This window comes from Glaciecola nitratireducens FR1064, from assembly GCF_000226565.1.
Taxonomy (GTDB): Bacteria; Pseudomonadota; Gammaproteobacteria; order Enterobacterales; family Alteromonadaceae; genus Glaciecola; species Glaciecola nitratireducens.
The window spans coordinates 4,087,414-4,107,609 of record NC_016041.1; the positions used below are offsets into that span (position 1 = coordinate 4,087,414).

Annotated in this window: 23 protein-coding genes; 3 read left to right on the forward strand and 20 right to left on the reverse strand. The window is 41.5% G+C overall.

From position 1 onward, the window contains the following. Position 1: 1 nt before the first annotated feature. Together GNIT_RS17320 and GNIT_RS17325 are read left to right on the forward strand one after the other, a co-directional pair. Positions 2-2,542, forward strand: coding sequence for a LamG domain-containing protein (locus GNIT_RS17320; RefSeq protein WP_014110625.1), 2,541 nt, complete (start codon positions 2-4; stop codon positions 2,540-2,542). A gap of 22 nt (positions 2,543-2,564) precedes the next feature. Beyond that, a complete protein-coding gene (locus GNIT_RS17325) occupies positions 2,565-4,232 on the forward strand; it encodes a hypothetical protein (RefSeq protein ID WP_014110626.1) in 1,668 nt (555 codons plus the stop codon). 151 nt (positions 4,233-4,383) lie between these two features. Here the strand turns inward: GNIT_RS17325 and GNIT_RS17330 are convergent, their stop codons facing one another. The 13 genes from GNIT_RS17330 to GNIT_RS17395 all read right to left on the reverse strand — a co-directional run bounded on the left by GNIT_RS17330 (position 4,384) and on the right by GNIT_RS17395 (position 11,878). Beyond that, on the reverse strand, positions 4,384-5,358 hold the full coding sequence (locus GNIT_RS17330) for an FAD:protein FMN transferase (protein WP_014110628.1): 975 nt from the start codon (positions 5,356-5,358) through the stop codon (positions 4,384-4,386). A gap of 23 nt (positions 5,359-5,381) precedes the next feature. Next, on the reverse strand, positions 5,382-5,648 hold the full coding sequence (locus tag GNIT_RS17335) for a hypothetical protein (RefSeq protein WP_014110629.1): 267 nt from the start codon (positions 5,646-5,648) through the stop codon (positions 5,382-5,384). 77 nt (positions 5,649-5,725) lie between these two features. Next, positions 5,726-5,932, reverse strand: coding sequence for a hypothetical protein (locus GNIT_RS17340; RefSeq protein WP_014110630.1), 207 nt, complete (start codon positions 5,930-5,932; stop codon positions 5,726-5,728). Between the two features lie 159 nt (positions 5,933-6,091). After that, complete coding sequence (locus GNIT_RS17345; RefSeq protein WP_014110631.1) at positions 6,092-6,784, reverse strand: pirin family protein; 693 nt, start codon at positions 6,782-6,784, stop codon at positions 6,092-6,094. A 109-nt stretch (positions 6,785-6,893) separates the two neighbouring features. Next, positions 6,894-7,253: a hypothetical protein gene (locus GNIT_RS17350; RefSeq protein WP_014110632.1), complete on the reverse strand. Its 360-nt coding sequence runs from the start codon at positions 7,251-7,253 to the stop codon at positions 6,894-6,896. A 73-nt stretch (positions 7,254-7,326) separates the two neighbouring features. Beyond that, positions 7,327-7,629, reverse strand: coding sequence for a hypothetical protein (locus GNIT_RS17355; RefSeq protein ID WP_238526919.1), 303 nt, complete (start codon positions 7,627-7,629; stop codon positions 7,327-7,329). A gap of 65 nt (positions 7,630-7,694) precedes the next feature. Beyond that, on the reverse strand, positions 7,695-7,910 hold the full coding sequence (locus tag GNIT_RS17360) for a TIGR02450 family Trp-rich protein (protein WP_014110634.1): 216 nt from the start codon (positions 7,908-7,910) through the stop codon (positions 7,695-7,697). An 82-nt stretch (positions 7,911-7,992) separates the two neighbouring features. Then, complete coding sequence (locus GNIT_RS17365; RefSeq protein WP_014110635.1) at positions 7,993-8,178, reverse strand: hypothetical protein; 186 nt, start codon at positions 8,176-8,178, stop codon at positions 7,993-7,995. 385 nt (positions 8,179-8,563) lie between these two features. Next, positions 8,564-9,109: a DUF7010 family protein gene (locus GNIT_RS17370; protein ID WP_014110636.1), complete on the reverse strand. Its 546-nt coding sequence runs from the start codon at positions 9,107-9,109 to the stop codon at positions 8,564-8,566. Then, positions 9,099-9,482: a DUF4870 domain-containing protein gene (locus GNIT_RS17375; RefSeq protein WP_014110637.1), complete on the reverse strand. Its 384-nt coding sequence runs from the start codon at positions 9,480-9,482 to the stop codon at positions 9,099-9,101. The genes GNIT_RS17370 and GNIT_RS17375 overlap by 11 nt, the downstream gene beginning before the upstream one ends. Positions 9,483-9,538: 56 nt before the next feature. Then, a complete protein-coding gene (locus tag GNIT_RS17380) occupies positions 9,539-10,054 on the reverse strand; it encodes a GNAT family N-acetyltransferase (protein WP_041247012.1) in 516 nt (171 codons plus the stop codon). Between the two features lie 901 nt (positions 10,055-10,955). Next, positions 10,956-11,438 carry a GNAT family N-acetyltransferase gene (locus tag GNIT_RS17390; RefSeq protein WP_014110640.1) on the reverse strand — a complete coding sequence of 161 codons (483 nt, stop codon included), beginning with the start codon at positions 11,436-11,438 and terminating at the stop codon, positions 10,956-10,958. Positions 11,439-11,608: 170 nt separating this feature from the next. Further along, a complete protein-coding gene (locus GNIT_RS17395; protein ID WP_014110641.1) occupies positions 11,609-11,878 on the reverse strand; it encodes a hypothetical protein in 270 nt (89 codons plus the stop codon). A 349-nt stretch (positions 11,879-12,227) separates the two neighbouring features. On the opposite strand from GNIT_RS17395, the gene GNIT_RS17405 reads away from it, so the two are divergent. Beyond that, positions 12,228-13,178 (forward strand): IS110 family RNA-guided transposase, encoded by a 951-nt coding sequence (locus GNIT_RS17405; RefSeq protein ID WP_014110643.1) that lies wholly within the window; start codon positions 12,228-12,230, stop codon positions 13,176-13,178. Between the two features lie 244 nt (positions 13,179-13,422). Here GNIT_RS17405 and GNIT_RS17410 read toward each other — a convergent pair whose 3' ends face one another. The 7 genes from GNIT_RS17410 to GNIT_RS17445 form a co-directional block, all read right to left on the reverse strand. After that, on the reverse strand, positions 13,423-13,707 hold the full coding sequence (locus tag GNIT_RS17410; RefSeq protein WP_014110645.1) for a hypothetical protein: 285 nt from the start codon (positions 13,705-13,707) through the stop codon (positions 13,423-13,425). 90 nt (positions 13,708-13,797) lie between these two features. Then, positions 13,798-14,076, reverse strand: coding sequence for a hypothetical protein (locus tag GNIT_RS17415; protein WP_014110646.1), 279 nt, complete (start codon positions 14,074-14,076; stop codon positions 13,798-13,800). An 812-nt stretch (positions 14,077-14,888) separates the two neighbouring features. Continuing rightward, positions 14,889-15,242, reverse strand: coding sequence for a hypothetical protein (locus GNIT_RS17425; protein ID WP_014110647.1), 354 nt, complete (start codon positions 15,240-15,242; stop codon positions 14,889-14,891). A 759-nt stretch (positions 15,243-16,001) separates the two neighbouring features. Next, a complete protein-coding gene (locus GNIT_RS17435) occupies positions 16,002-16,301 on the reverse strand; it encodes a DUF2845 domain-containing protein (RefSeq protein ID WP_041246504.1) in 300 nt (99 codons plus the stop codon). 1,104 nt (positions 16,302-17,405) lie between these two features. After that, a complete protein-coding gene (locus tag GNIT_RS18225; protein ID WP_014110651.1) occupies positions 17,406-17,579 on the reverse strand; it encodes a hypothetical protein in 174 nt (57 codons plus the stop codon). Between the two features lie 136 nt (positions 17,580-17,715). Then, complete coding sequence (locus tag GNIT_RS18565; RefSeq protein ID WP_083822469.1) at positions 17,716-17,898, reverse strand: CPBP family glutamic-type intramembrane protease; 183 nt, start codon at positions 17,896-17,898, stop codon at positions 17,716-17,718. Positions 17,899-18,453: 555 nt separating this feature from the next. Continuing rightward, entirely contained in the window at positions 18,454-20,196 is a 1,743-nt protein-coding gene (locus tag GNIT_RS17445; RefSeq protein ID WP_041246505.1) for a glycosyl hydrolase family 28-related protein, read from the reverse strand.

Below are 20,196 nucleotides of genomic sequence, written 5' to 3' on the forward strand. Positions count from 1 at the left end.
CATGTTTACTTCAACTCCATATTCGATTTTGCAATCAGTATCAATCGACACTGTTAACACACAATCTTCAGCCTTTCTGAAAGCCTTTCGTCGTTTAGGTGCTGCAAGTATGGCCGTTTTGCTGCTTGCTAACTGCGGTGGTGGTAGTGATGCACAAGTAGAATCAACGCCTTTACCACCACCGGTTCAGCAACCAGTGGTCAATTATACGGGACCTGCACCAGCGACTCCCGACGTACAAAATTTTAAATTATCAGTTTGGGATAATCTGGCAAAGCCAGATCGCTGCGGGGCTTGTCACATTCAAGGTCAACAGTCACCGCCTTTTGCTCGCTTCGATGATATCAATCTTGCCTATGCTGAAGTAAACAATCTAATCAACAGTTCTCGTATCAGTGAATCTGAACTGGTCACCAAAGTTGCCGGCGGACACAACTGCTGGTTGAGCAGTCCTGAAGCATGTGCCGACATTCTTACTACGTGGATAGGTAATTGGGCAAGTAACGAAGAAGTTGCGACAACCATCGAGTTAAACGCGCCAGTTGTGAAAATTCCTGGAGCCAACAAAAACTTTCCGTCCGACTCAGGTCTATTCGAATCAAACGTTTACCCAACGCTTCGTGAGCATTGCGCTGACTGCCATCAGTCAAGTGCAGCCATCCCTATTTCACCTTACTTAGCATCATCCGATATTGCTGAAGCGTACGCCGCTGCAACTGCGAAGATGAACCTAGACCTCCCTGAAGACTCAAGATTAGTGGCAAGGCTTAGAGATGAATTCCACAACTGCTGGACAGATAATTGTAGAGCCGATGGTCAAGCCCTAGCTGACGCTATCCGCGCAATGTCAGAAGCGATTGACGTAACCGAGTTAGACACCAACCTCGTGAGCTCTCACGCGCTCACCTTGTATGATGGCACGCTAGCGACAGGCGGCGGCCGTTTTGAGTCTAACCTTATAGCTAAATGGGAGTTTAAAACAGCTTCAGGCAATATTGCTTTTGACACCAGCGGCATAGAGCCTGCGCTCAATCTTACCCTCAGCGGCGGTTACGAATGGGTAGGCGGTAACGGTATTCAACTTACTGACGGTAAGGCTCAAGGCTCAACCACCGACAGCAAAAAAATTCATGACTTAATTGTTTCTACTGGCGAATTTGCCATAGAGGCATGGGTTGCTCCAGCTAACGTTACGCAAGAAGGCCCAGCGCGTATCGTTAGTTACTCAGGTGGCCGTGACAGACGCAACTTTACTTTGGGTCAATCGTTATATAACTACGACATGTTGTTGCGCCATGGCAACACAGATACCAACGGCATGCCAATGCTAAGCACCCGTGACGCCGACGAGGATTTACAAGCCGCTCTGCAGCACGTCGTGGTTAACTATGACGGTGTTGGCGGTCGTCAAATTTATGTAAACGGTGAATTTACTGACGATGAAGACGACGTTGAGGCAGCGGGTCTAAGTGATTGGGATGATAGCTTTGCGTTTGTGCTCGGTAATGAAGTTTCAGGCGATGTGCCATGGGCGGGTACAATCAGAATGGCGGCAATGCACAATCGAGTGTTAACAGCAGAGCAAATCGTCAAGAACTTTGATGCCGGTGTGGGCGAAAAGTTCTTCCTACTATTTGGTATTTCAGAAATCATTAATGTACCGCAAAGCTATGTTGTGTTCGAAGTGAGTCAGTTCGATACCTATAGCTACTTGTTCACTGAACCCTCAATGATCAGCCTTGATGAAGGTGCAAACCTCGATGGCATTACATTGACTGGCATTCGTATCGGCGTAAATGGCCGTGAATCGGAGGGTGGTCAGGTGTTCGCGACATTAAATTTAACGGTTGATGGCGTAGAAGCAGCTAGCAATGAATTAGGTCAGCAGCTTTCATCACAAGGTACTATCATTCCTGTACAAAAAGGACCGGTTCAAGACGAATTCTTCCTCACTTTCGAAGTGCTAGGAGATGCCGTATCGGTGCGGCAAGAGGATGAGGCTCCAGTAGCAGCGCAGCCTGTCGATTTAGAACCTCAGTCTGATATTGGTATCAGAAACTTTGCAGAAGTGAATGCAAGTATGTCGGCGTTGACAGGAGTTCCTTCTTCGCAAACTGCGGTAAACAATACCTACCTGCAGCTGCGTCAACAATTGCCGAGCGTGACTGAAATGCAAAGCTTCTTGGCATCAAATCAAATGGCAATTACGCAAATGGCAATTCGCTATTGCGATGCGCTGATTGAGGACAGCAGCTTAAGAGCAAGCTACTTCCCAAGCTTTGACTTCGGCAAGTCAGCAAACAGCGGATTTGATAGCAATGACCGCGCGGCACTCGTCAACCCTCTGATTGATCGCATGATCGGCAGTGGCTTAAGCAGCCAGCCAGCATCAGCAGATGTGGCAACCGAACTAAACAACTTAATCGATCGCTTAACAACGACTTGTTCAAGTAACAATTCATGTTCAGCGCAAACTACACCCACAGTAGCAAAAGCAACTTGCGCAGCCGTGCTCGCCAGTGCTGCTGTTGTTATGCAATAGCAGATGCGAATAGGTGATTAAAATGAAAAAGACAATACGTACATTCTCAAAGAAATACACCGTCGGCGCTAGCGCTAAAACAGACCATGGCGGTATGGGCGGAAAAAATGGTGCTGATGCAGACGCTCCCTTATTTCATCAGGACCACGGCAGACCAGTAACGCGGCGCGACTTCCTAGCTCAAGGTTTTACAGCTGGTATGGGCGCAGTAGTTGGCGGTTCAGTATTGAGCATGCTAGCCGGTTCTAGCAAAGCGCACGCATCACTGTCGTCTGATTTAGAAGCATTAAAAGCTGGCTGTGGCATTGCCACGCAAGGCGCTGGGAAAATTCCCTTTATCGTTTTCGATCTAGCCGGCGGAGCCAACATTGCAGGTTCAAACGTATTGATCGGTGGACGCGGCGGACAAATGGACTTTTTGAGCACCCAGGGCTACAGCCGTCAAGGTTTACCAGGTGACATGGTACCGAGTATTGCTAATCCGATGGCCGGTATGTCTGACTTTATCAACAATGAACTCGGCCTAGCATTTCATGCTGACAGTGCTTTTTTACGCGGTATTCAGGAAAAGCTAGCGGTCGGCAATAGAGCCAACGTGAATGGCGCCGTTATCCCAGCTCGTTCAGAAAATGACACGGGTAACAACCCTCACAATCCCATGTACGGTATTAATCGTGCAGGTTCCGACGGCTCGTTATTGACCCTAATTGGTTCAAGAAATTCTGATAGCGGCGGCAGCTCTATGGCTCCTGCCATGTTGATTGATCCAGGCAAACGCCCAACTAAAGTAGACCGTCCCTCAGACGTCACAGGTTTGGTTGATACTGGCGATCTCGTTGGCCTACTAAGTCAAGAAGATGCAGTCTCAGTAATGGAATCGGTACAGCGCATCAGTGACATGAAGCTTAATCGCGTTGATACCAAAATTAATAGCGACGCAGACCTCAAAGAACTGGTGCGCTGCGGCTACGTTAAAAGTGCAGATATCGCTGATCGCTTCGGCGACCCTTCTTCTTTGAATCCAGAGCTTGACCCGAATATTGTGGGCGAAAATGGAATTTTCACTCAGGAAGAATTTGACGGCGATCGCGAATTCCAAAAAACCGCGTCTGTGATGAAATTAGTCATGAACGGTTTCGCAGGAGCGGGCACAATCGCTATGGGCGGTTACGATTACCATACGGGTAACCGCTCGTCAGGTGAAGTAAGAGATTTACGTGCAGGTAAATGCATGGGCGCGGTATTGGAATATGCCGCTCGCGTTGGCGTTCCTGTAATGATGTATGTTGTCAGTGATGGCTCGGTTGCCAGTAACGGTATGATTGACGACTCTGAGTTTGGTCGCGGTAAAGGCGTATGGACGGGTGATAACTCGTCCACCGCTGCCTCCTTCTTTATGGTTTATAATCCTAACGGTACGCCTCAATTAATTGGCGGTACGCCAGAAGAGCAAGCCGTTAGCCAGCAAATTGGTTATATGCGTAGCGATGGCTCCGTTGAAACATCAGCGACACCGGCAGCCAATAACGTCAACCTACTCGTTGAAACGGTAATTCTGAATTACCTAGCGCTGCACGGTGAGCAAGGCCGCATGCGCACCTTATTTCCGCAAACGGGTTTAGGTAACGCTGCTTTAATGGATTCTCTGACGGCGTTTGAGCCAATAGTTAACGGTGTGATTGGTGCCTAGCGAATGCTAGCTTGCACTAACCCAACTCAAAGCCTATTAGGTTAAAATGCTCGACGATTTCGAAATGGAACGCCAGTCAGGGATGAATGGCAAACAGGGATGTTAACTTCTTCACGTTGGAAACCATCGAGCGCTTTTTGCTGCCTCACCATTACTGCTGCAATCCATTCGAATAATGCATTTTGCGCTGGTTATCCATTACTACTGCGTCATAACCATCAATACGATTAATCATACCCAAGCCTTCTCGCAAACCCATCACAAAAACTGCGGTAGAAAGCGCATCATTAAATGTGCTACTGGGCCCGATAATAGACACCGATTGCACATCGTAAGTCGACTTACCCGTTTTAGGCGATAGAATATGATGATAGCGTTTACCATCTTCTTCAAAGTAACGCTCGTAATCACCGGATGTGGACATAGCAGAGTTTTGTAAAGGCATGACTACCGCTTGTTTCTCTTTATTTCTCGGGTCGCGTATTCCCACAATCCATGGTTTGCCACGTCTGTCACCGATGAGACGAGTATCGCCACCGGCAGTAACTAATCCATGTAATATTCCCATACGCTCTAACAGTGAGATGGAATTATCAACCGCGTGACCCTTTGCAATTCCGCCCAAATCAATTTTGACTTTTTCATTGCTAAACGCGACCGTCTTATTCTCCTTCTTGAGGACAATGTGCTTGTAGTTAACGGCGTCTAACAAAGAGGCGATGGTTGCTTCATCTGGACGTTTATTTTCTTTGTAATTATATAAATAACCAACACTTGCAAAAGTAATATCAAACGCGCCTTTGGTTAAGTCGGAAATTTTAATAGACTTATCGAGTAGCTCAAACATTTCATCGCTGATCACCATTGCTTGTTTGCCTGCTGATGCATTAATCAGACTAAGCTCACTGGTCTCAATGTAAGGGCTCATGAGTTGGTTAATGCGCTCCATTTCTGCCATAACAGCTTTCAACGCAAGTTGCCCTTGCACCGGGGTTTCTGCCCACACTTCAACATAGATATTAGTGCCCATAATACCTGCACTATCAGAATACCACTCAGCTTTAAGAGAGGCAGAAAAAGCCAATATTAGAAAAAGCAGAATGCTGTTGATGGCACGTATATTCATGAAAAGCTGCCTGTAGTAAATAATTAAAATTTGTAGAATAGGGTGGCCAAACCATAGGAGACAGCAACGAGCAGTACTCCACTAATCAGAAACTTAGACGCATAAGCCCCTTTTTCTCGATACTGCACACAGTAAGCAATACTTAAAGGGAAAAACAATAGCGAAAGCACACCGTAGGCATACTGTTTGTGACCAAACGCTGTCACGACAACAATAAGCGAACCAACGAAGAACAAGGCCGCACCGATCCCTATTAATATGATCAAAATGACATTTGCTGCTAATTCCACTAATACTAAACCTTTTTGGTAATTTCTTGAGAATGAAACTATCTAGTCTCGATAAGTAAGCGCTGCATGAAAGTATATTAAAAAAACTTCTTACCTGTTAACGCTATATAAATAGCAAAAAAGCCCACTACCGAATAAACAAGCTCAAATATGCCTATTCCGTCATAGCGGCCGTTAATAGCTTCTGAGATCAACATAAAAGCGAGAAGCAATGAGGGAAGTGCAAGCAAACCCACAATAATTCGCACGGTTAAAGACAGCTTTCCTTTTTCTTTTAGTAGCAATGTATTTTCTCTTTTTACAATCTCATATGCTTGTCATCATGAGCTAGGGGATAAATTATTATTCTGTAATTAGTAAAACAGCTTGAGCTCTTTTCGGCAAGCGTTGTAAAAAGGCAATCGTCACTGTTGGCGCTATTTTAACTATCTCCCATGCCTTATCTACGATGCTGGTAAATCAAACCACAGCGCTTCAAGTGCTAGCTCGGCTTTTATAGCTAACGTTTGTTCTGGCTCAATACCAATTGCGTCACCTTCTTTGAACGTCTGCCCATCAATCGTTACTTGGCCCTTTATAATGTGTAAGTAACCTAAACGCTTTTCGATAGCCAAGTGAATGCTTTCGTCTTTTCCCAAGACTAAGCGCGAGATACTTGCATCTTGATTGATTAATAAAGCCCCATTCTCGCCATTAGGTGCTACTAAGGTTGTTAATGCGCCTTGTTGTGGCAAGCTTTTTTGCTCGTAGCTAGGTTCAATGCCCTTCACGTTTGGTTGGATCCAGATTTGTAGGAACTTCACTTTGTCAGTGCTTGAAGCGTTGAATTCAGAGTGTGTTACGCCGCGGCCTGCGCTCATACGCTGAACATCACCAGCGGGAACAACATAGCTATTGCCGGTGCTGTCATCGTGCTTAAGAGCCCCCTCAGTGACGTACGAAATAATTTCCATATCGCGGTGACCATGCGTACCAAAACCTTGCCCAGGCATAACCATGTCGTCATTAATAACGCGTAGCACTGACACACCCATGTGTTTAGGGTCATAGTAGTTGCCAAACGAGAAACTATGTTTACTTTGTAACCAACCAAAGTTCGCTGCGCCTCGGTCTTCTGATTTTCTAATATATTGCATACATTGAGCTCTGTGTTAATTCATTGACCAAGAGTCGCTTGGTGCAAACAAAACATAGTGAGGTTGAACGGTATGTATCCAAGCAACTCTTTAATCATCAAAGTACTCACTAGCCCATTGCGCCTCTAATCAAGACAAAAGGAATCTCAGCTAAAATAGCGACTAAGGGAACAACAGAAGAGTAAATAATCGCTTTCTTAGCTGAATAACTTAACATCAATTTTATGATCAAAAACGGCAGAATTAGATAGAGTATGTAACCGCCAAGGGCAAGTGATAAAGAGGGAGGAATATTCATACTAGCAATCGCAATCCCCAAAAGAATCACTGAAAAGTAACAGGTAATAAATATAGCAAAACTAACGTACCAGTCCATATCAACATGGAACGTGTCTTTTTTTCCGTAGTGCTTATCAAACAGCTTGTACACACCGAATAATATAAAGCCCGCAAGCGCGATGTAGAACATAGGTGAACTTCCTTGAAAAATTGAACTATCGTTTTATTGAACTGTAAATTTAATTACAATTGCCCACTAGTGTTTAACTATCCAGCAACTGAGGTACTTTGTTTGCTGTAAAACCAAACTCTTGTCCTAAACCAAAAACAATTCGTTGAGGGCCAATGAAATTGCCTTGGGTCGCTTCATGCCATTCACAGTTTAGGGTACTGGTGCCTTTCCTTAGCCTACACGACCAATGACTTAGGCCGGCTCCGAGTTCATTATATTCGCCGCTTAATTCCCAGCCGCGTTCGATATATTGAGAAATAATGAGGTGGAAACGCTCAGCCGAAACCTCTTGAATGATATTAAGTCCATAGTATTGATACTTAAATTCAGTCAACTTTTTTCTTATCAAAGCAAAAAGAGTCATATTTCCCTCATAGTGGAATTGCAAATATTTAAACGTTACTTCCAGCCTTGCAGCCAACGATTATCATCTTTCAGATCGAGCCAATTAATCGGGGTAGGGCGTTTAGACATAACAGGTTCTATGCAGCAAGCGACAACAATCCCTTCCTCATCAAATTCAAGGTCAGAAATAATAAAATGCTTTTCTTTGTTAACAGGCGTAACGGCTGTCCACTTACTATTGAGTAATTTTTTAGGATTTATTTTATTCATTATGACTCAATTAAAAGGTGCCAACGCAGGACATGACCCAACGTCGAGGCTATTCGCTTGATTTAGGTAAACATTCCGTTCGTTAAGAATGCCAACTAGCATCAGGCATTACAACCAAAAGGAAGGTTGCAACTGGGCCTAAAAATAACGATATGAAAAACCACAGCAGCCCGGTTCGCCCCTTCCCTTGCGCCAAGCCTGCATTGATCAGAGCGAGTGTGCCCCAGCCGACAAAAAATGAACCATTGTTAAATACTATATCTGACATTTAAAACTCCTTTCACTTTTACTTATTGGTAATTAAAAACCAAAATAAGGCTCGACTAGTTACTCTAAAATTTTAACCAGCGTGTGCTTCATATAACCATAAATATCAGAAAACCCCAAACAGAGCCGAGGTGATACGCCCTTTTATAAAGAGAAGCACTCACAAGTGTCTATGGTGCTTTATAACAACTATAGCAAAAGTATGAAATGGTTCCAACGGAGCGAGATTAAACTAATCTAAAGGCATAAGTCTCATGCATTTGCATAATATAACGCTATCGAAGACAGGAAAATAGGCGCGCTAGCGAGTAATTTTGTCCTCGTGACGCAAACTAAGATTATCGTTTCTCATTTTTAATCGTTGATTTAAGATTTCGATTGCTTACTTAAACGGCTTTTAAAACCAAGCCTTTGGATTGCATAAAAATGACTAATGAAAATATAATTTCTGTTATGCCACCAACGAATGCACCAATAACAAAATTACCGCCTAAAAGTATGCACAACATACCAGAAAGTATCAGAACACCTCCTAAAACCCAATATGTTTTTACACCATATAGGGTGTTAAAAGCTAGGTAACGGACACCGATAATCATTAGCATAATTGGATAAAACCATTCAATTTTCAACTTTGCGACATAGAAAGCTAAAAACAAACCTACAAAGAGTATAATTGTGCTTTCTAAAGCAAGTTTACCCAAAGGGTTTTTAGGAGCATGATTACCTGAACGTTTAAGCGTTTTTGATAGTAGTACAGCTAGCGGATGAATAAACATACCACCAAAAAAAAGAGTCAACATACTTGCTTGGTTTGAATACAGTAGCGCAACGATACCTGCAGCACACCAAATTAAACCAGAAACTAAAACACCCGCTCCACCGCCAAAATACGAAAAATTCATATCTTGTTGGGCGTCTTTAAATATCATGAATATTCCTTAACTTAAGAAATTGAATACTAAGAGGATAGACCCACACTTGACCGTCGTTAGCCTTGATTGCTGCGATAATGGCAAAGATAAAGTTAAGTATTCCCAAGAGAATGAGACCAAATATACCGATAACTAAAAACACTAAAACACCGCAAACGATAGAATAAATAAAAAGACTAATAAGCCAATTAACTGTCGCTTTCCCATGATTATCAATTGCGACATTTTTATCCTTATTGGTAGCCCACATGACAATAGGTAAGATAAACCCTAATCCAGGAATGACAATGCTGCTCAACTGGCTTAGGTGAATTAGCATGCAGTACGTGTTTAAGGGCATTCCCCAATATTCTTCTCTATTTTCGTTCATATAACTCTCCATGTATTAGCTGAAACTAAAAACCCCAAATAAGGAGCTAGATTTTTTTAGTAGCTGCTGCCGTCATGAACATACCTCATCACTGTCTTTTGAGGTAAGTCCAAATTAATTGCCGATTCTAAAACTGCACCGATGGATTCTATCATTCGTCTTGATTGCATATTGTCAGCGTAGCAATGAATATGAATTTTTTCGATACCCATTTTTACTGCCTTATCAATTGTAGCATTAAGCAGTATTTTACCAAGTCCTTTGCCTCTTGCACTCGGTCTTATGCCAAGACCTATGTGCCCTCCTGCCTTCTCAAGTTCAGCATTTAGACAATGACGCAAGTGCGAACAGCCGAGGATTTTATTACCCTCAACCAGCCAAAATGTTGTATTCGGAACTAACCAATCAGGAAGATGTAAACCCTTTGAGTATAATTCTAGTTTGCGAACCAACGCTTTAAAATCTTTGTGCTTCAAATCGAGTGGATATGGATACCGTTCTTCATCTCCTAACTCTTCAATATATGAAACGTAGCTTTTTTGGAGGTCGGTATTAGGATTAATAAGTTTCATAGCTCTAAAAGCACCTAAGGTTGAATCAAAGTCTGCCTGGGGCGAAACGGCATTTTTTGGTCCAGAGTGAATGCGGTTGGTTATACTGATGAATCGAGTGGAAGCAAGCAACTGTATTTTGTCCGTTTGAAGTTCTTGTTAGCATTCTTTTTTCCCTATCTTTAACTTTGGCAATATTGGAACTTTCCAACAACCACAATTCTACTGTGCCTTTCGATTTCAGGTGGAAAACTAGAAAGAGTTGAAAGTGATCCTTGGCAGAACGAGCCTGAACCACAGTCATTTGTGATGTGTATTTCAATACACTATATTTTTTCAGTTGTTTTAATTGGAATTAACCACGAGTCGCTCCCTGACTATGTTTGATATTGAAACATAAAAAGAGCACAATGACTTACTCTCGACACTCGTCAAGTATGTCGAACAATTTCGTCCGCTGAGCTGAAGAAAAGGTATAGTAACTAAAAACTACATCTGTGCGGTCGTGAACCTTAATACGAATTTCAGAGGGTATTGATTTCGTGATTTTGTAACCTTCATATTCGGACCAGTTTACTGTTCTTTTATTTTCGTAGTTATAAAACTCAAAACCATCTTTTAAAAACACAATCCTCTTAGAGCGACCAGAATAAAAAAACCATATGTAAGCGGCAAACATAAATGTGCAAACAAACGTAGTAAGAACTAAGATTAACGGGTCAAATTTTGTTGAGAATAAAACTGAAATGACGGCCGCTAAAACAATATACCAAAGCAAATTAGAGATCATTTCATAGAAGCGACAAAAGACGCCTTGGTATTTAGATTGTGAAAGTTCAAGCCTATTCATACCGATTACCAACTCCTTACATAACCGGCGCTGGCCACTCTCGCCAGTGTCCAATTAATGTTATTTTTTTGTCTAAAGCCATTTGTACATAACCAATGCATCTACATATCCTTTTGTTGGATGATTAAAAGCCCGTGGTAAACGTCCTACGATATCAAAACCGAGTTTTAACCATAGCCGAATAGCTCCATCGTTGCTTGATGCGACATAGTTAAATTGCATTGCTTTATATCCTAAACCTATTGCTACCTGCTGAGAATGCTTGCACATGGCAGTGGCTACCCCTTTGCCTTGCGCCGAAGGTGAAACCATGTAACCACAATTACAAACATGCATCCCAGGACCTGCTTGGTTAGTTTTAAGGTAGTAAGTTCCTATAATCTGCCCATCTGCTTCAGCAACAAAGGTTTTGCGTGGCGTATCAACCCAAATTTTCTTAGCCGCACTTTCCGAGATATCCCTTGGAAAAGCGTAAGTTTCGCCCGCTCTGGCGACTATTTTAAAAATAGGCCATATGGCTTCGAATTCCGACTTGTCTATTTCTCTAATCTTCATTAGACATAAATCTACCTGAGACATAACGTTTAACATATGGAGAACTTAGGAGCGCCATTTCAGCGAGTAAAATTCCCAGCATGATGTTTGTTATACGAACATTTATTCATTAAAAACTGATGAAAGGGACTCTTGAAAGAATGAGCGTTCTTCATAACCATTTTTAATGCTCATCTTCCACAAACAATTGCTTCTTCTCCAATATGGTAGATATTATTGATTGCTACATAAGTGCCAGAAACAACGCCTGTAATTGGGATCAATAATACCCCGCTTATTGAATAGTATGTATTGGTTTCCTCGAAACCATTTACAATTTTAAGAGTTTTGCGATCAGTTGAAATTTCACACTTATTTACCGATGAAAGGTCATCAGTAGGTAAAACCACACAACCTGAAACTAATATCAATGATAGCAGCGCGCACAGCTTAATTTTCATTTCTAATTTCCCTTTAAATAATCCATCTAGCACGCATAACAACCGGCAAAGAGTGCAAGTTTATAGATGCAGCTTTTGAGCAACGCGAAATGCGCCCGTAAATTTGTCCCAGCGACCGAAGGGGGTGAACTGATGCGTTTGTATGGCAAGATCCTTTCTCCAAAGTGGTAAAGTGAGACCCAGATATTGGCTGCAACCAATATTCTTCTGTGAAGCAGTTCGCCTGATGCAAGGCTCCTCAATTGAGAGACCGATAACAAACATGAGCGCTTCACAGAACTCCAAGCACAAGACTCGAATAGTCTACTGGGCCTCAAGCTCGCATTACGCAAACAAGAGTTAGCTTATTATGAAAACAGTCACTTCGCAAAACATTAATGTCGGTGTCGATACCGGCAAGCAATCCCTCGATATATTCATTCGCCCGCTGGACGTTTATTTCACCGTCACAAACGATGAAAAAGGCGTTAAAGAAGCAATCAGTCTAATCAAGAAACATTGCCCACAGCGCATTGTGATTGAAGCAACTGGCCGCCTTGAACTGCTGTTCGTGATGGCATGTGCAAAAGCCAATTTACCTTTTGTGGTTGCCAATCCGGTTCACGTGCGCCGTTTCGCTGGGGCTATCGGTTTGAATGCAAAAACAGACAAGTTAGATGCCCAGTTGATTGCGCATTACGGTGAAGCGATACAACCTAAGCTATCCACGCTAAAACCAGAAAGCATGCGCCTGATGGCCGATTTGGTCGCGCGACGAAACCAAATACTCAACATGCAAACCATGGAGAAGAATCGATTACAGATTATGCCCAAAGGGCTGCATTCGACCATCAACCCCATCTTAACTGCTTACAAAAACCAGCTTGCTAAAATTGAAAAGCAACTCGTTAAGCTCATCGAAAGCTGTCCCGACTATCAGGAAAAAAATGACATTGTACAAAGCATGCCTGGCATTGGAAAAGTCTCTGCAGCTGCACTCATCGGCTACTTTCCTGAGTTAGGTTATGTGAGCAACAAACAAGCCGCTGCGCTTGTCGGTGTCGCCCCTATGAACAGAGAAAGTGGACGCTACCAAGGCAAACGAACAATCAAAGGTGGACGTCCTCAGGTGAGAACCGTTTTGTACATGGCGATGATGTCAGCCATGCAGTGCAACTCCGTTTTTAAGCGCACCTATCAAGCCCTTCTTGCCGCAGGGAAACCTAAAAAAGTGGCGATTATTGCCTGCGTGAGAAAGATGGTGGTTATCTTGAATTCGATGGTTCGAGATGGGAAAAAATGGGAAGAAAATATGGCGTAAATTTAGTTATTGACGCCATAGTCGTTTGTTATGTTGCTTAATGTTAGTACGGTTTTGACTAAACAATCCATGTCTCCCTGCGTTAACCATTTAGGTAAAGATATACTCGTTTTACGCTCAAACAACAACTGATGTTGACCAGCGAGAAACAAACAACAAATGTTCGGAACCCGTAAATAGCGTATTAAAAACAGATGAGAGTGACTCTTGAGAGAACGGTTTGCGCCATAGTGGTTTGCTATACTCAACGGCCACTTGATTTTAACTCAGACAGCTCGATTGATAAATCAACTCTTCTCATCGCGGCTTGACCAATACCCGCAATAAATCCAGCAAAAAAAATGGAAGTTAACAGCCAAGAACTTCCACCATCAATGAAGTAAACAAATCCGATATAGGTAAGCATACAAAAAAAGGAAAATGCAGGCATGTAATATAGTCTAATAATTTCTTTCTCAATTTTGACGATTCTTTTATTTTTCTGAAGAGAAATTAAACCATCAACATCTTGAGAATTTTTAATACTCATGATTTATCCTTTTATGAATAACACTTTGACTTTGCATCAGCGGTTTCGCGGGGTTCTTCCAACAAATCCGTCTTTATGTTTATGTTTTTGTCATGTTTCATCTTCACGTACAAGGTACTCGGTTCTAATTCTGTAATTTTCTTCAAATGCAACAATAGCTGCCATTATCCCAGAAATAAAAAGGATACTTACTGACATTGGAATAAAGACAAGGCTTGTTGTTAGCGCGTGAAAGCCCGACCCAATAAACATGAATACAATAGCAATAATAGAGATTACAAAAAGTATGATCCCCAATACTGCTGTGATTCTGGCCAGAAGAAGCAATAACCTTAAGTTTTGCGACGAAATTCTTTTATATGGCTTCATTTAAACTCCTTTTTATCAATTTTCTGAGAAACATAACAACCCACATAGAGGGCAAGTTTATGGGTGCAGCTTTTGAGCAACGCGAAATGCGCGCGAACCCGAAAATTGCTCAATTAAAGCAGATAAGGGTGACTCTTGAAAGAACGAGCCTCCCCTTGCTAGTCTTTTACATCATCGACCCACAACCCCATATTGGATACCATTTTCAGTGTTGCATGAGCAAGTCGCTCCTAATAGATCTTGACCACCGATTGGGCAAGTTCTAACCCGAGATTCGCTACTGTAATTCAGATTACAAGTAGCTCCAAATTCAACCCTGGGTGGAGCCCCATCTTTCCTATATTTATCAGTTAGATCATGGTTTGCCTGACAACCTTGTATGAATACCAAAAAAAATAAAAATAATATAATGTGTTTCAAATCATTTTCCTATGTGCAAATCACATGATGATCGCGCTTTATTTTGAGCTTAAAATCCACTCTGACATAACACCCCGCATAGAGGGCAAGTTTATGGGTGCAGCTCTTGAGCGAAGAGAAATGCGCCCGTAAGCTTGTCCAGGCGACCGAAGGGAGTGAACTGATGCGCTTGTTATACTTGGTTGAATTACTACTATTCTGATAAAACAATCCATGTCTCCCTGCGTTATCCATTTAGGTAAAAATATACTCGTTTGGCGCTCAAACAACAACTGATGCTGACCAGCGAGAACCAAATAACAAATGCTCGCGAACCCTAAATTAACTTATTAACAACAGATGAGAGTGACTATTGAAAGAAAGAGCTCCCACAAGAGTGACTTACTACCTTATCAATGATTACAGGTAATTACTCGATTCGGACGCAATACAAACCGATACGATTTACCAAACTCATTGGCGGTAACATAACCACACTCACCCATTCTAATTTTCCCATCCATATAAACGACACGATACTTATAGACACCATCGCCTTGATTTAGTGAGTAGTATATTGTGTGTACGCTTGGCACTGCAATTGAATCAAAAACAAGCTTATTATTTGGCAACTTCACTTCAACCAGCTTAATTTCTTCGCCTGAAATGTTTTCTACAACGACTCTAGGCATAAAAACGAAGTATGCCTGATAAATGATATACGTCACTAAAACTACAATCCCAAAAACCCATATTGCTTTTCTCAAATCAGTTCCTTATCAATGAGCATAACACCTAACTAACGGGCGCATACATGGCGCGCAAAATGCCGAAGGCGCGCCATGTATGTGTCCCAGCGACCGAAGGGAGTGCGTTCAGTTTTTGTTAGATGCCCTCATACGAATACACTTTTTTGCCGAATACAGTTAAATATTGAACGAGCTCTACATTCTTACCAACAGGGCAAGGCTGATCGCATGTCACTATCACAATGTTTCCGTTTGACAATAAAGCTTTTGCCCTATCCTCGACCCCAATGCTTCTTCCACCATAAATTTTCTGATTCGTTGATAAAATTTCTCCGTAAAGCCTAACCTGTTCAAACCCTTTAAAAGAAAATACTGCTATTAACAAAACGAATAGCCCACTAAATATCAATATGTTTCTAGTGATAGGATTTCTATTAAAATAATCAGCTAAACTACCCATGACACCTAACACCCCGCATAGAGGGCAAGTTTGTGGGTGCAGCTCTTGAGCGAAGGGAAATGCGCCGGAAGCTTGTCTCGGCGACCGAAGGGAGTGAACTGATGCGTTTGTTATATTTGGTTGATTCAACTAGGTTTTTATAAAACAATCCTTGTCTCCTTGCGTTAACCATTTAGGTAAAAATATACTCGTTTGAACTCAAAACAACAACTGACGTTAATCAGCGAAGACCAAACAACCAATGCTCGCGAACCCGAGGATGGCGCATTAAAAGCAGATGAGAGTGACTCTTGAAAGAACGAGCACATACAATGCGACTACTGAACCCTGCTACCATTGATTATTTCAGCTACGACACCGTCGTGAAACTCTACAATTTTTAAAAATTGTCCTTTTGGTGGAATATACAAATAACGTTCTACGTTAACATATTTACCTCCCTTTTTTACTGAGCCCACGTACTCTTCATCATCAGGTTGCCCACAACTTGCCTTAACTTCGAAAGTTGTATCACCTTTAAGAACAAGACTACCATTCTTGCACCTGAGTGCATGGGCAGGACTTGTGTAAAATGCAATTATTAACGCCGTTAGAATAGTGCTACTTTTAAGTTTCATATTAATCTTCCCAATAAATATATATAACACCCCGCATAGAGGGCAAGTTTATGGGTGCAGCTTTTGAACGTAGTGAAATGCCCCCGTAAGTTTGTTCGAGCGACCGAAGGGAGTGAACTGACGCGTTTGTTATGCTGCCCAATGTTTTACGGTTTTGACTAAACATTCCATGCCCCTTTGCGTTAACCATTTAAGTAAAACAATACTCGTTTGAATCTGATACAGCAAGTGATGTTAATTGGCAGAAACCATACAGCTAGAGCTCGCGAACCCGAAAAAAGCGTTTTAAAAACACATAAACGGAACTCTTGAGAGAGGGAGCAACCGTCTAATTTTTATCTACTAGAGGAGTCAGCAACATCGTTATTTGGAGTAATGTCTTTCCTTAAAACTAAGACTATTAGATAGACCAATGCTATTGGGGGAATTAATGCAGAGAAGAATCCTATTAACGAGGCTAATACCGGATTCTCCGTTTTTCGCTTACCCAGATAGAAACAAATTATTGCCATTACTATTGCTAAAAAAACTATAAATTGACCTGCTAATGTTGCATTGATATTCATTGCTTTTTACTCTCCATTTGTAGACACATAACACCACGCATAGAGGGCAAGTTTATGGATGCAGCTCCTGAGCGAAGGGAAATGCGCCCGTAAGCTTGTCCCAGAGACCGAAGAGAGTGAACTGATGCGTTTGTCATAATTGACAGGCTTTACACGATTTTGAATTAACAAGCCTCACTCCTTTGATGTTGTTATTTGATGCTTTGTTTCAATGTAAACATTACCCAACTTTGATTAAAACAACAACTGAATTATCGTGACGAAGACCAAACAGCAATTGCGCGCGCACCCAAAAATAGCTAGTTAAAAACAATTAAGAGTCAGTCTTAAAAGGGCGAGCATCAACAGAACTTTCGCGACGACAACAGATGCTATTTAGCGGAAACCAAACTACAAATGCTCGCGAACATTGAAACAGTTATCCACTTGAGATGAGTTTACTGTATTAACGATAGAGTCAGCGCTATAGTTAATATGCCAGCGCGAATAGGCATCATGCGCTCGCGAACCCGAAGGGACTATCTAACAAATAATGCTGTTACGTGCTACTTCGTTTCTTTTTACGATTAATTAGCTTTAGCCAAAACGCGGCCTCAAAAAGAAAGCCTAAAATAATAAAAATAAACATGCCTGTTGAGTTTCCGTAACTATAGAAACTAATAGCAGTAAAAATTAACGCCAAAAGAATTAACCATTTCGTGATTGTATTCATACACCTTCCTTGCTGAATTGACTTAGTTGCTCGTGTTACAGATAACACTCGCATAAAGGGCAATAACACGTAGGCTAAAATTGGAGCGAAGCGACTGAACCTACGTGTTATTGTCCCTGCGAGCCCGCGAGCCAGTTTATGCGTTTGTTAGCTTTGCATCTTGCGCTCTCCTCGCAACAAATGCGACTGAACCTGAGTAAACATCCATAAATATATGTGCCAATATAACAACAACAATGCTTTCGAAATACAAATATATACCACATAGTAAAACACCAACAAAGGCGGTTTTAATAACATGCTTCCAACCAAGGTATATGTGCCATCGGCAGTAAAGTAATCTCCAACGTTTGCATGGTAATCATCCTTGTGTAGAACTAACAACCTATTATATTTGAAAAGTATATAAACTTAATAAAATTCAGTATTTTAAAGCTTTATTAATTTTATATGTAGACTATATGTAGTCGTATAAATGTATTTTCATCGAATAATCAGTATTTCTAGTATGAGCTATGAAAGAACACTTTTAATATGATCACAACACTTCTAAAGCAAAGACCCACAGTTTACCGCCTGCGAGCGCGCGACTTTTCGACGCTAGAATTTTGTCATAAATATAAGAGAATCTTAAAATTAATCCAAAGTAGCAAACATGATTTTAATACGCATGAATTGGATATCAAAACTTAATAATTCTGGGTCGCCTTTGGGCACAGACTTTGTAAAAACTCGGAATATAGCAGATGTTTCATCGGCTCTGACGTCGCAGTGTTTCAGCTCCCTAATTTAAAGCTAATCAGGCGTCATCGGGGTTTATTTGACACGCACTCCTTGACACATAATTTGCATTATAAACTGGCAATCTTTACGTTTAATTTAAAAGTAAAATAGGAGGCTCTGGCAGCAGAGGATATGCAGCCTGCCGTAGTAATACTTGAGAATTAAATAAAGATTCCACAGAGACAACTCTTTGATTAAGGTTATAAATTTGCATAAACGGCTCAACCCTATCATTAGGATTTCGATTAATTGTAACCTCTCCGCCACTAACGCGATAAACACCTACTACTATTGATGATGGGTAATATTGGTACATCTTGTTGACTTGAGTTGCTGCGGTATTAAAAAATTCTCCAATTGCATAGTCGAAGCGTTCAATTTCGTCCGGTGCTTGAATATTCCAGAATGTATTTCTTACTCCTGAATGAGGAAGAACTCCTAAATCACCTCCAGAGTGAACGTAAAAACCAGTTAAATTCTCAAAAAGGTTTTCATATGGATAAAGGCCATGCAAATCAATGAAAGGACCAGTTCTATCGAGCGCGTTAAACTTAGTTGTATCAATCGAAATATCTTTGAATACACAGCCACTTGTCCAAGCCCGAATGGATAATGGGTGAACAAAATCTCCTTGTATATGAACGTTTGTTGTCAAAATATTATAGGCACTGGAATATGTAATACCCGCGTGGCCACCGTTACCTTGAAGCGTTATATCATTAATATCAGTGAACGAACTATTGGATAAAATTATGTTTTGAGTAAAGTTGTTAAACGTCACGTTACTGATCCAACTATCGCTAAGCCAAGTTCCCCATAATGCAACCCAACCGTAGTCTTGCTCTCGCTCTGAACGTATTATATCTGAACCAACTGAATCTGCTGGATAAGGGGCATGATGTATATACTGACCAAGCCATGCACTCTCAAAACGTATGTGTTCAATACCTACATTTGTTAGCCCTGTGAATGCCATAATGGTTGGTGAATGCTGTTTTAAATGGTCAAACCTCAATGGTTGATAGAGTTCAATGTGAGTATCGTCAACAACTTTTCTGATCTTAGTAATATACTCTACAGTTTGTCCATAGCGTCCTAATGTGAGGCTTTGTTCTTCGGTAAACTCAAACGGATACGTTAGCAAGTTAACTAAGCTATCGTTATCTTGACTAGGCGATGTTGCATCATCCTGCGCCTCAGATAAGAGAACTCTAATAGTTTGATGAGGGCGAAAATTTGCAGTGCTGCCTACTTCTATAATTCGCGTCCCTCTGGAAAAGTCCTTATCTGTAAAGCTCGCTAACACAGTATTGTCTTGTTCTCCTTCTATAGAGATTGCAGCGATGCTTCTTAAATCAGCGTTATTTTGGCCGATCAAGCCAAACTCTTTACCACTACTCGGGTTTTTGAGAAATAAAACTGATGCATTTTCTCCTCTATCGCTTTCCCCTCGGATGATGATATTAGAAGAAGAAATCTTCAATATGTTGGCTGCTTCCCCCCCTGTTATTAGGTATCTACCTTTGGGTAAAAAGACTATCCCTTCGCCATTTTCATTTGCAGCATCAATGGCAGCCTGAATAGACTGACTATCATCTATTCCATCGTCTGGTATTGCATTAAAATCTAACACATTAAATATCATTTCTGGAGGGGCATTAACCGCGCTATTTTTTGCGAAAAAGCCAGTATAAGAAAAGTCAGGGATATTAGAGTCGACTGGTCCCTCATCAACAAATTTTTGCCACATTATATCTGCTGTTTCAGCTATAACTAAATTGGATGAAAAGATTAGACCCATAATCAATAGTAAGCGGGAGATTATCCAATTCAT

Coding starts and splice junctions, on each gene's coding strand:
- GNIT_RS18225 (WP_014110651.1), bottom strand. CDS start 17,579: ATGAATACAATCACGAAATGGTTAATTCTTTTGGCGTTAATTTTTACT.
- GNIT_RS17375 (WP_014110637.1), bottom strand. CDS start 9,482: ATGAACGAAAATAGAGAAGAATATTGGGGAATGCCCTTAAACACGTAC.
- GNIT_RS17330 (WP_014110628.1), bottom strand. CDS start 5,358: ATGAATATACGTGCCATCAACAGCATTCTGCTTTTTCTAATATTGGCT.
- GNIT_RS17435 (WP_041246504.1), bottom strand. CDS start 16,301: ATGAAACTTAAAAGTAGCACTATTCTAACGGCGTTAATAATTGCATTT.
- GNIT_RS17395 (WP_014110641.1), bottom strand. CDS start 11,878: ATGAAAATTAAGCTGTGCGCGCTGCTATCATTGATATTAGTTTCAGGT.
- GNIT_RS17380 (WP_041247012.1), bottom strand. CDS start 10,054: ATGAAACTTATTAATCCTAATACCGACCTCCAAAAAAGCTACGTTTCA.
- GNIT_RS17325 (WP_014110626.1), top strand. CDS start 2,565: ATGAAAAAGACAATACGTACATTCTCAAAGAAATACACCGTCGGCGCT.
- GNIT_RS17370 (WP_014110636.1), bottom strand. CDS start 9,109: ATGATATTTAAAGACGCCCAACAAGATATGAATTTTTCGTATTTTGGC.
- GNIT_RS17350 (WP_014110632.1), bottom strand. CDS start 7,253: ATGTTCTACATCGCGCTTGCGGGCTTTATATTATTCGGTGTGTACAAG.
- GNIT_RS17445 (WP_041246505.1), bottom strand. CDS start 20,196: ATGAATTGGATAATCTCCCGCTTACTATTGATTATGGGTCTAATCTTT.
- GNIT_RS17365 (WP_014110635.1), bottom strand. CDS start 8,178: ATGTCAGATATAGTATTTAACAATGGTTCATTTTTTGTCGGCTGGGGC.
- GNIT_RS17390 (WP_014110640.1), bottom strand. CDS start 11,438: ATGAAGATTAGAGAAATAGACAAGTCGGAATTCGAAGCCATATGGCCT.
- GNIT_RS17360 (WP_014110634.1), bottom strand. CDS start 7,910: ATGAATAAAATAAATCCTAAAAAATTACTCAATAGTAAGTGGACAGCC.
- GNIT_RS17345 (WP_014110631.1), bottom strand. CDS start 6,784: ATGCAATATATTAGAAAATCAGAAGACCGAGGCGCAGCGAACTTTGGT.
- GNIT_RS17415 (WP_014110646.1), bottom strand. CDS start 14,076: ATGAAGCCATATAAAAGAATTTCGTCGCAAAACTTAAGGTTATTGCTT.
- GNIT_RS17320 (WP_014110625.1), top strand. CDS start 2: ATGTTTACTTCAACTCCATATTCGATTTTGCAATCAGTATCAATCGAC.
- GNIT_RS17410 (WP_014110645.1), bottom strand. CDS start 13,707: ATGAGTATTAAAAATTCTCAAGATGTTGATGGTTTAATTTCTCTTCAG.
- GNIT_RS17405 (WP_014110643.1), top strand. CDS start 12,228: ATGAAAACAGTCACTTCGCAAAACATTAATGTCGGTGTCGATACCGGC.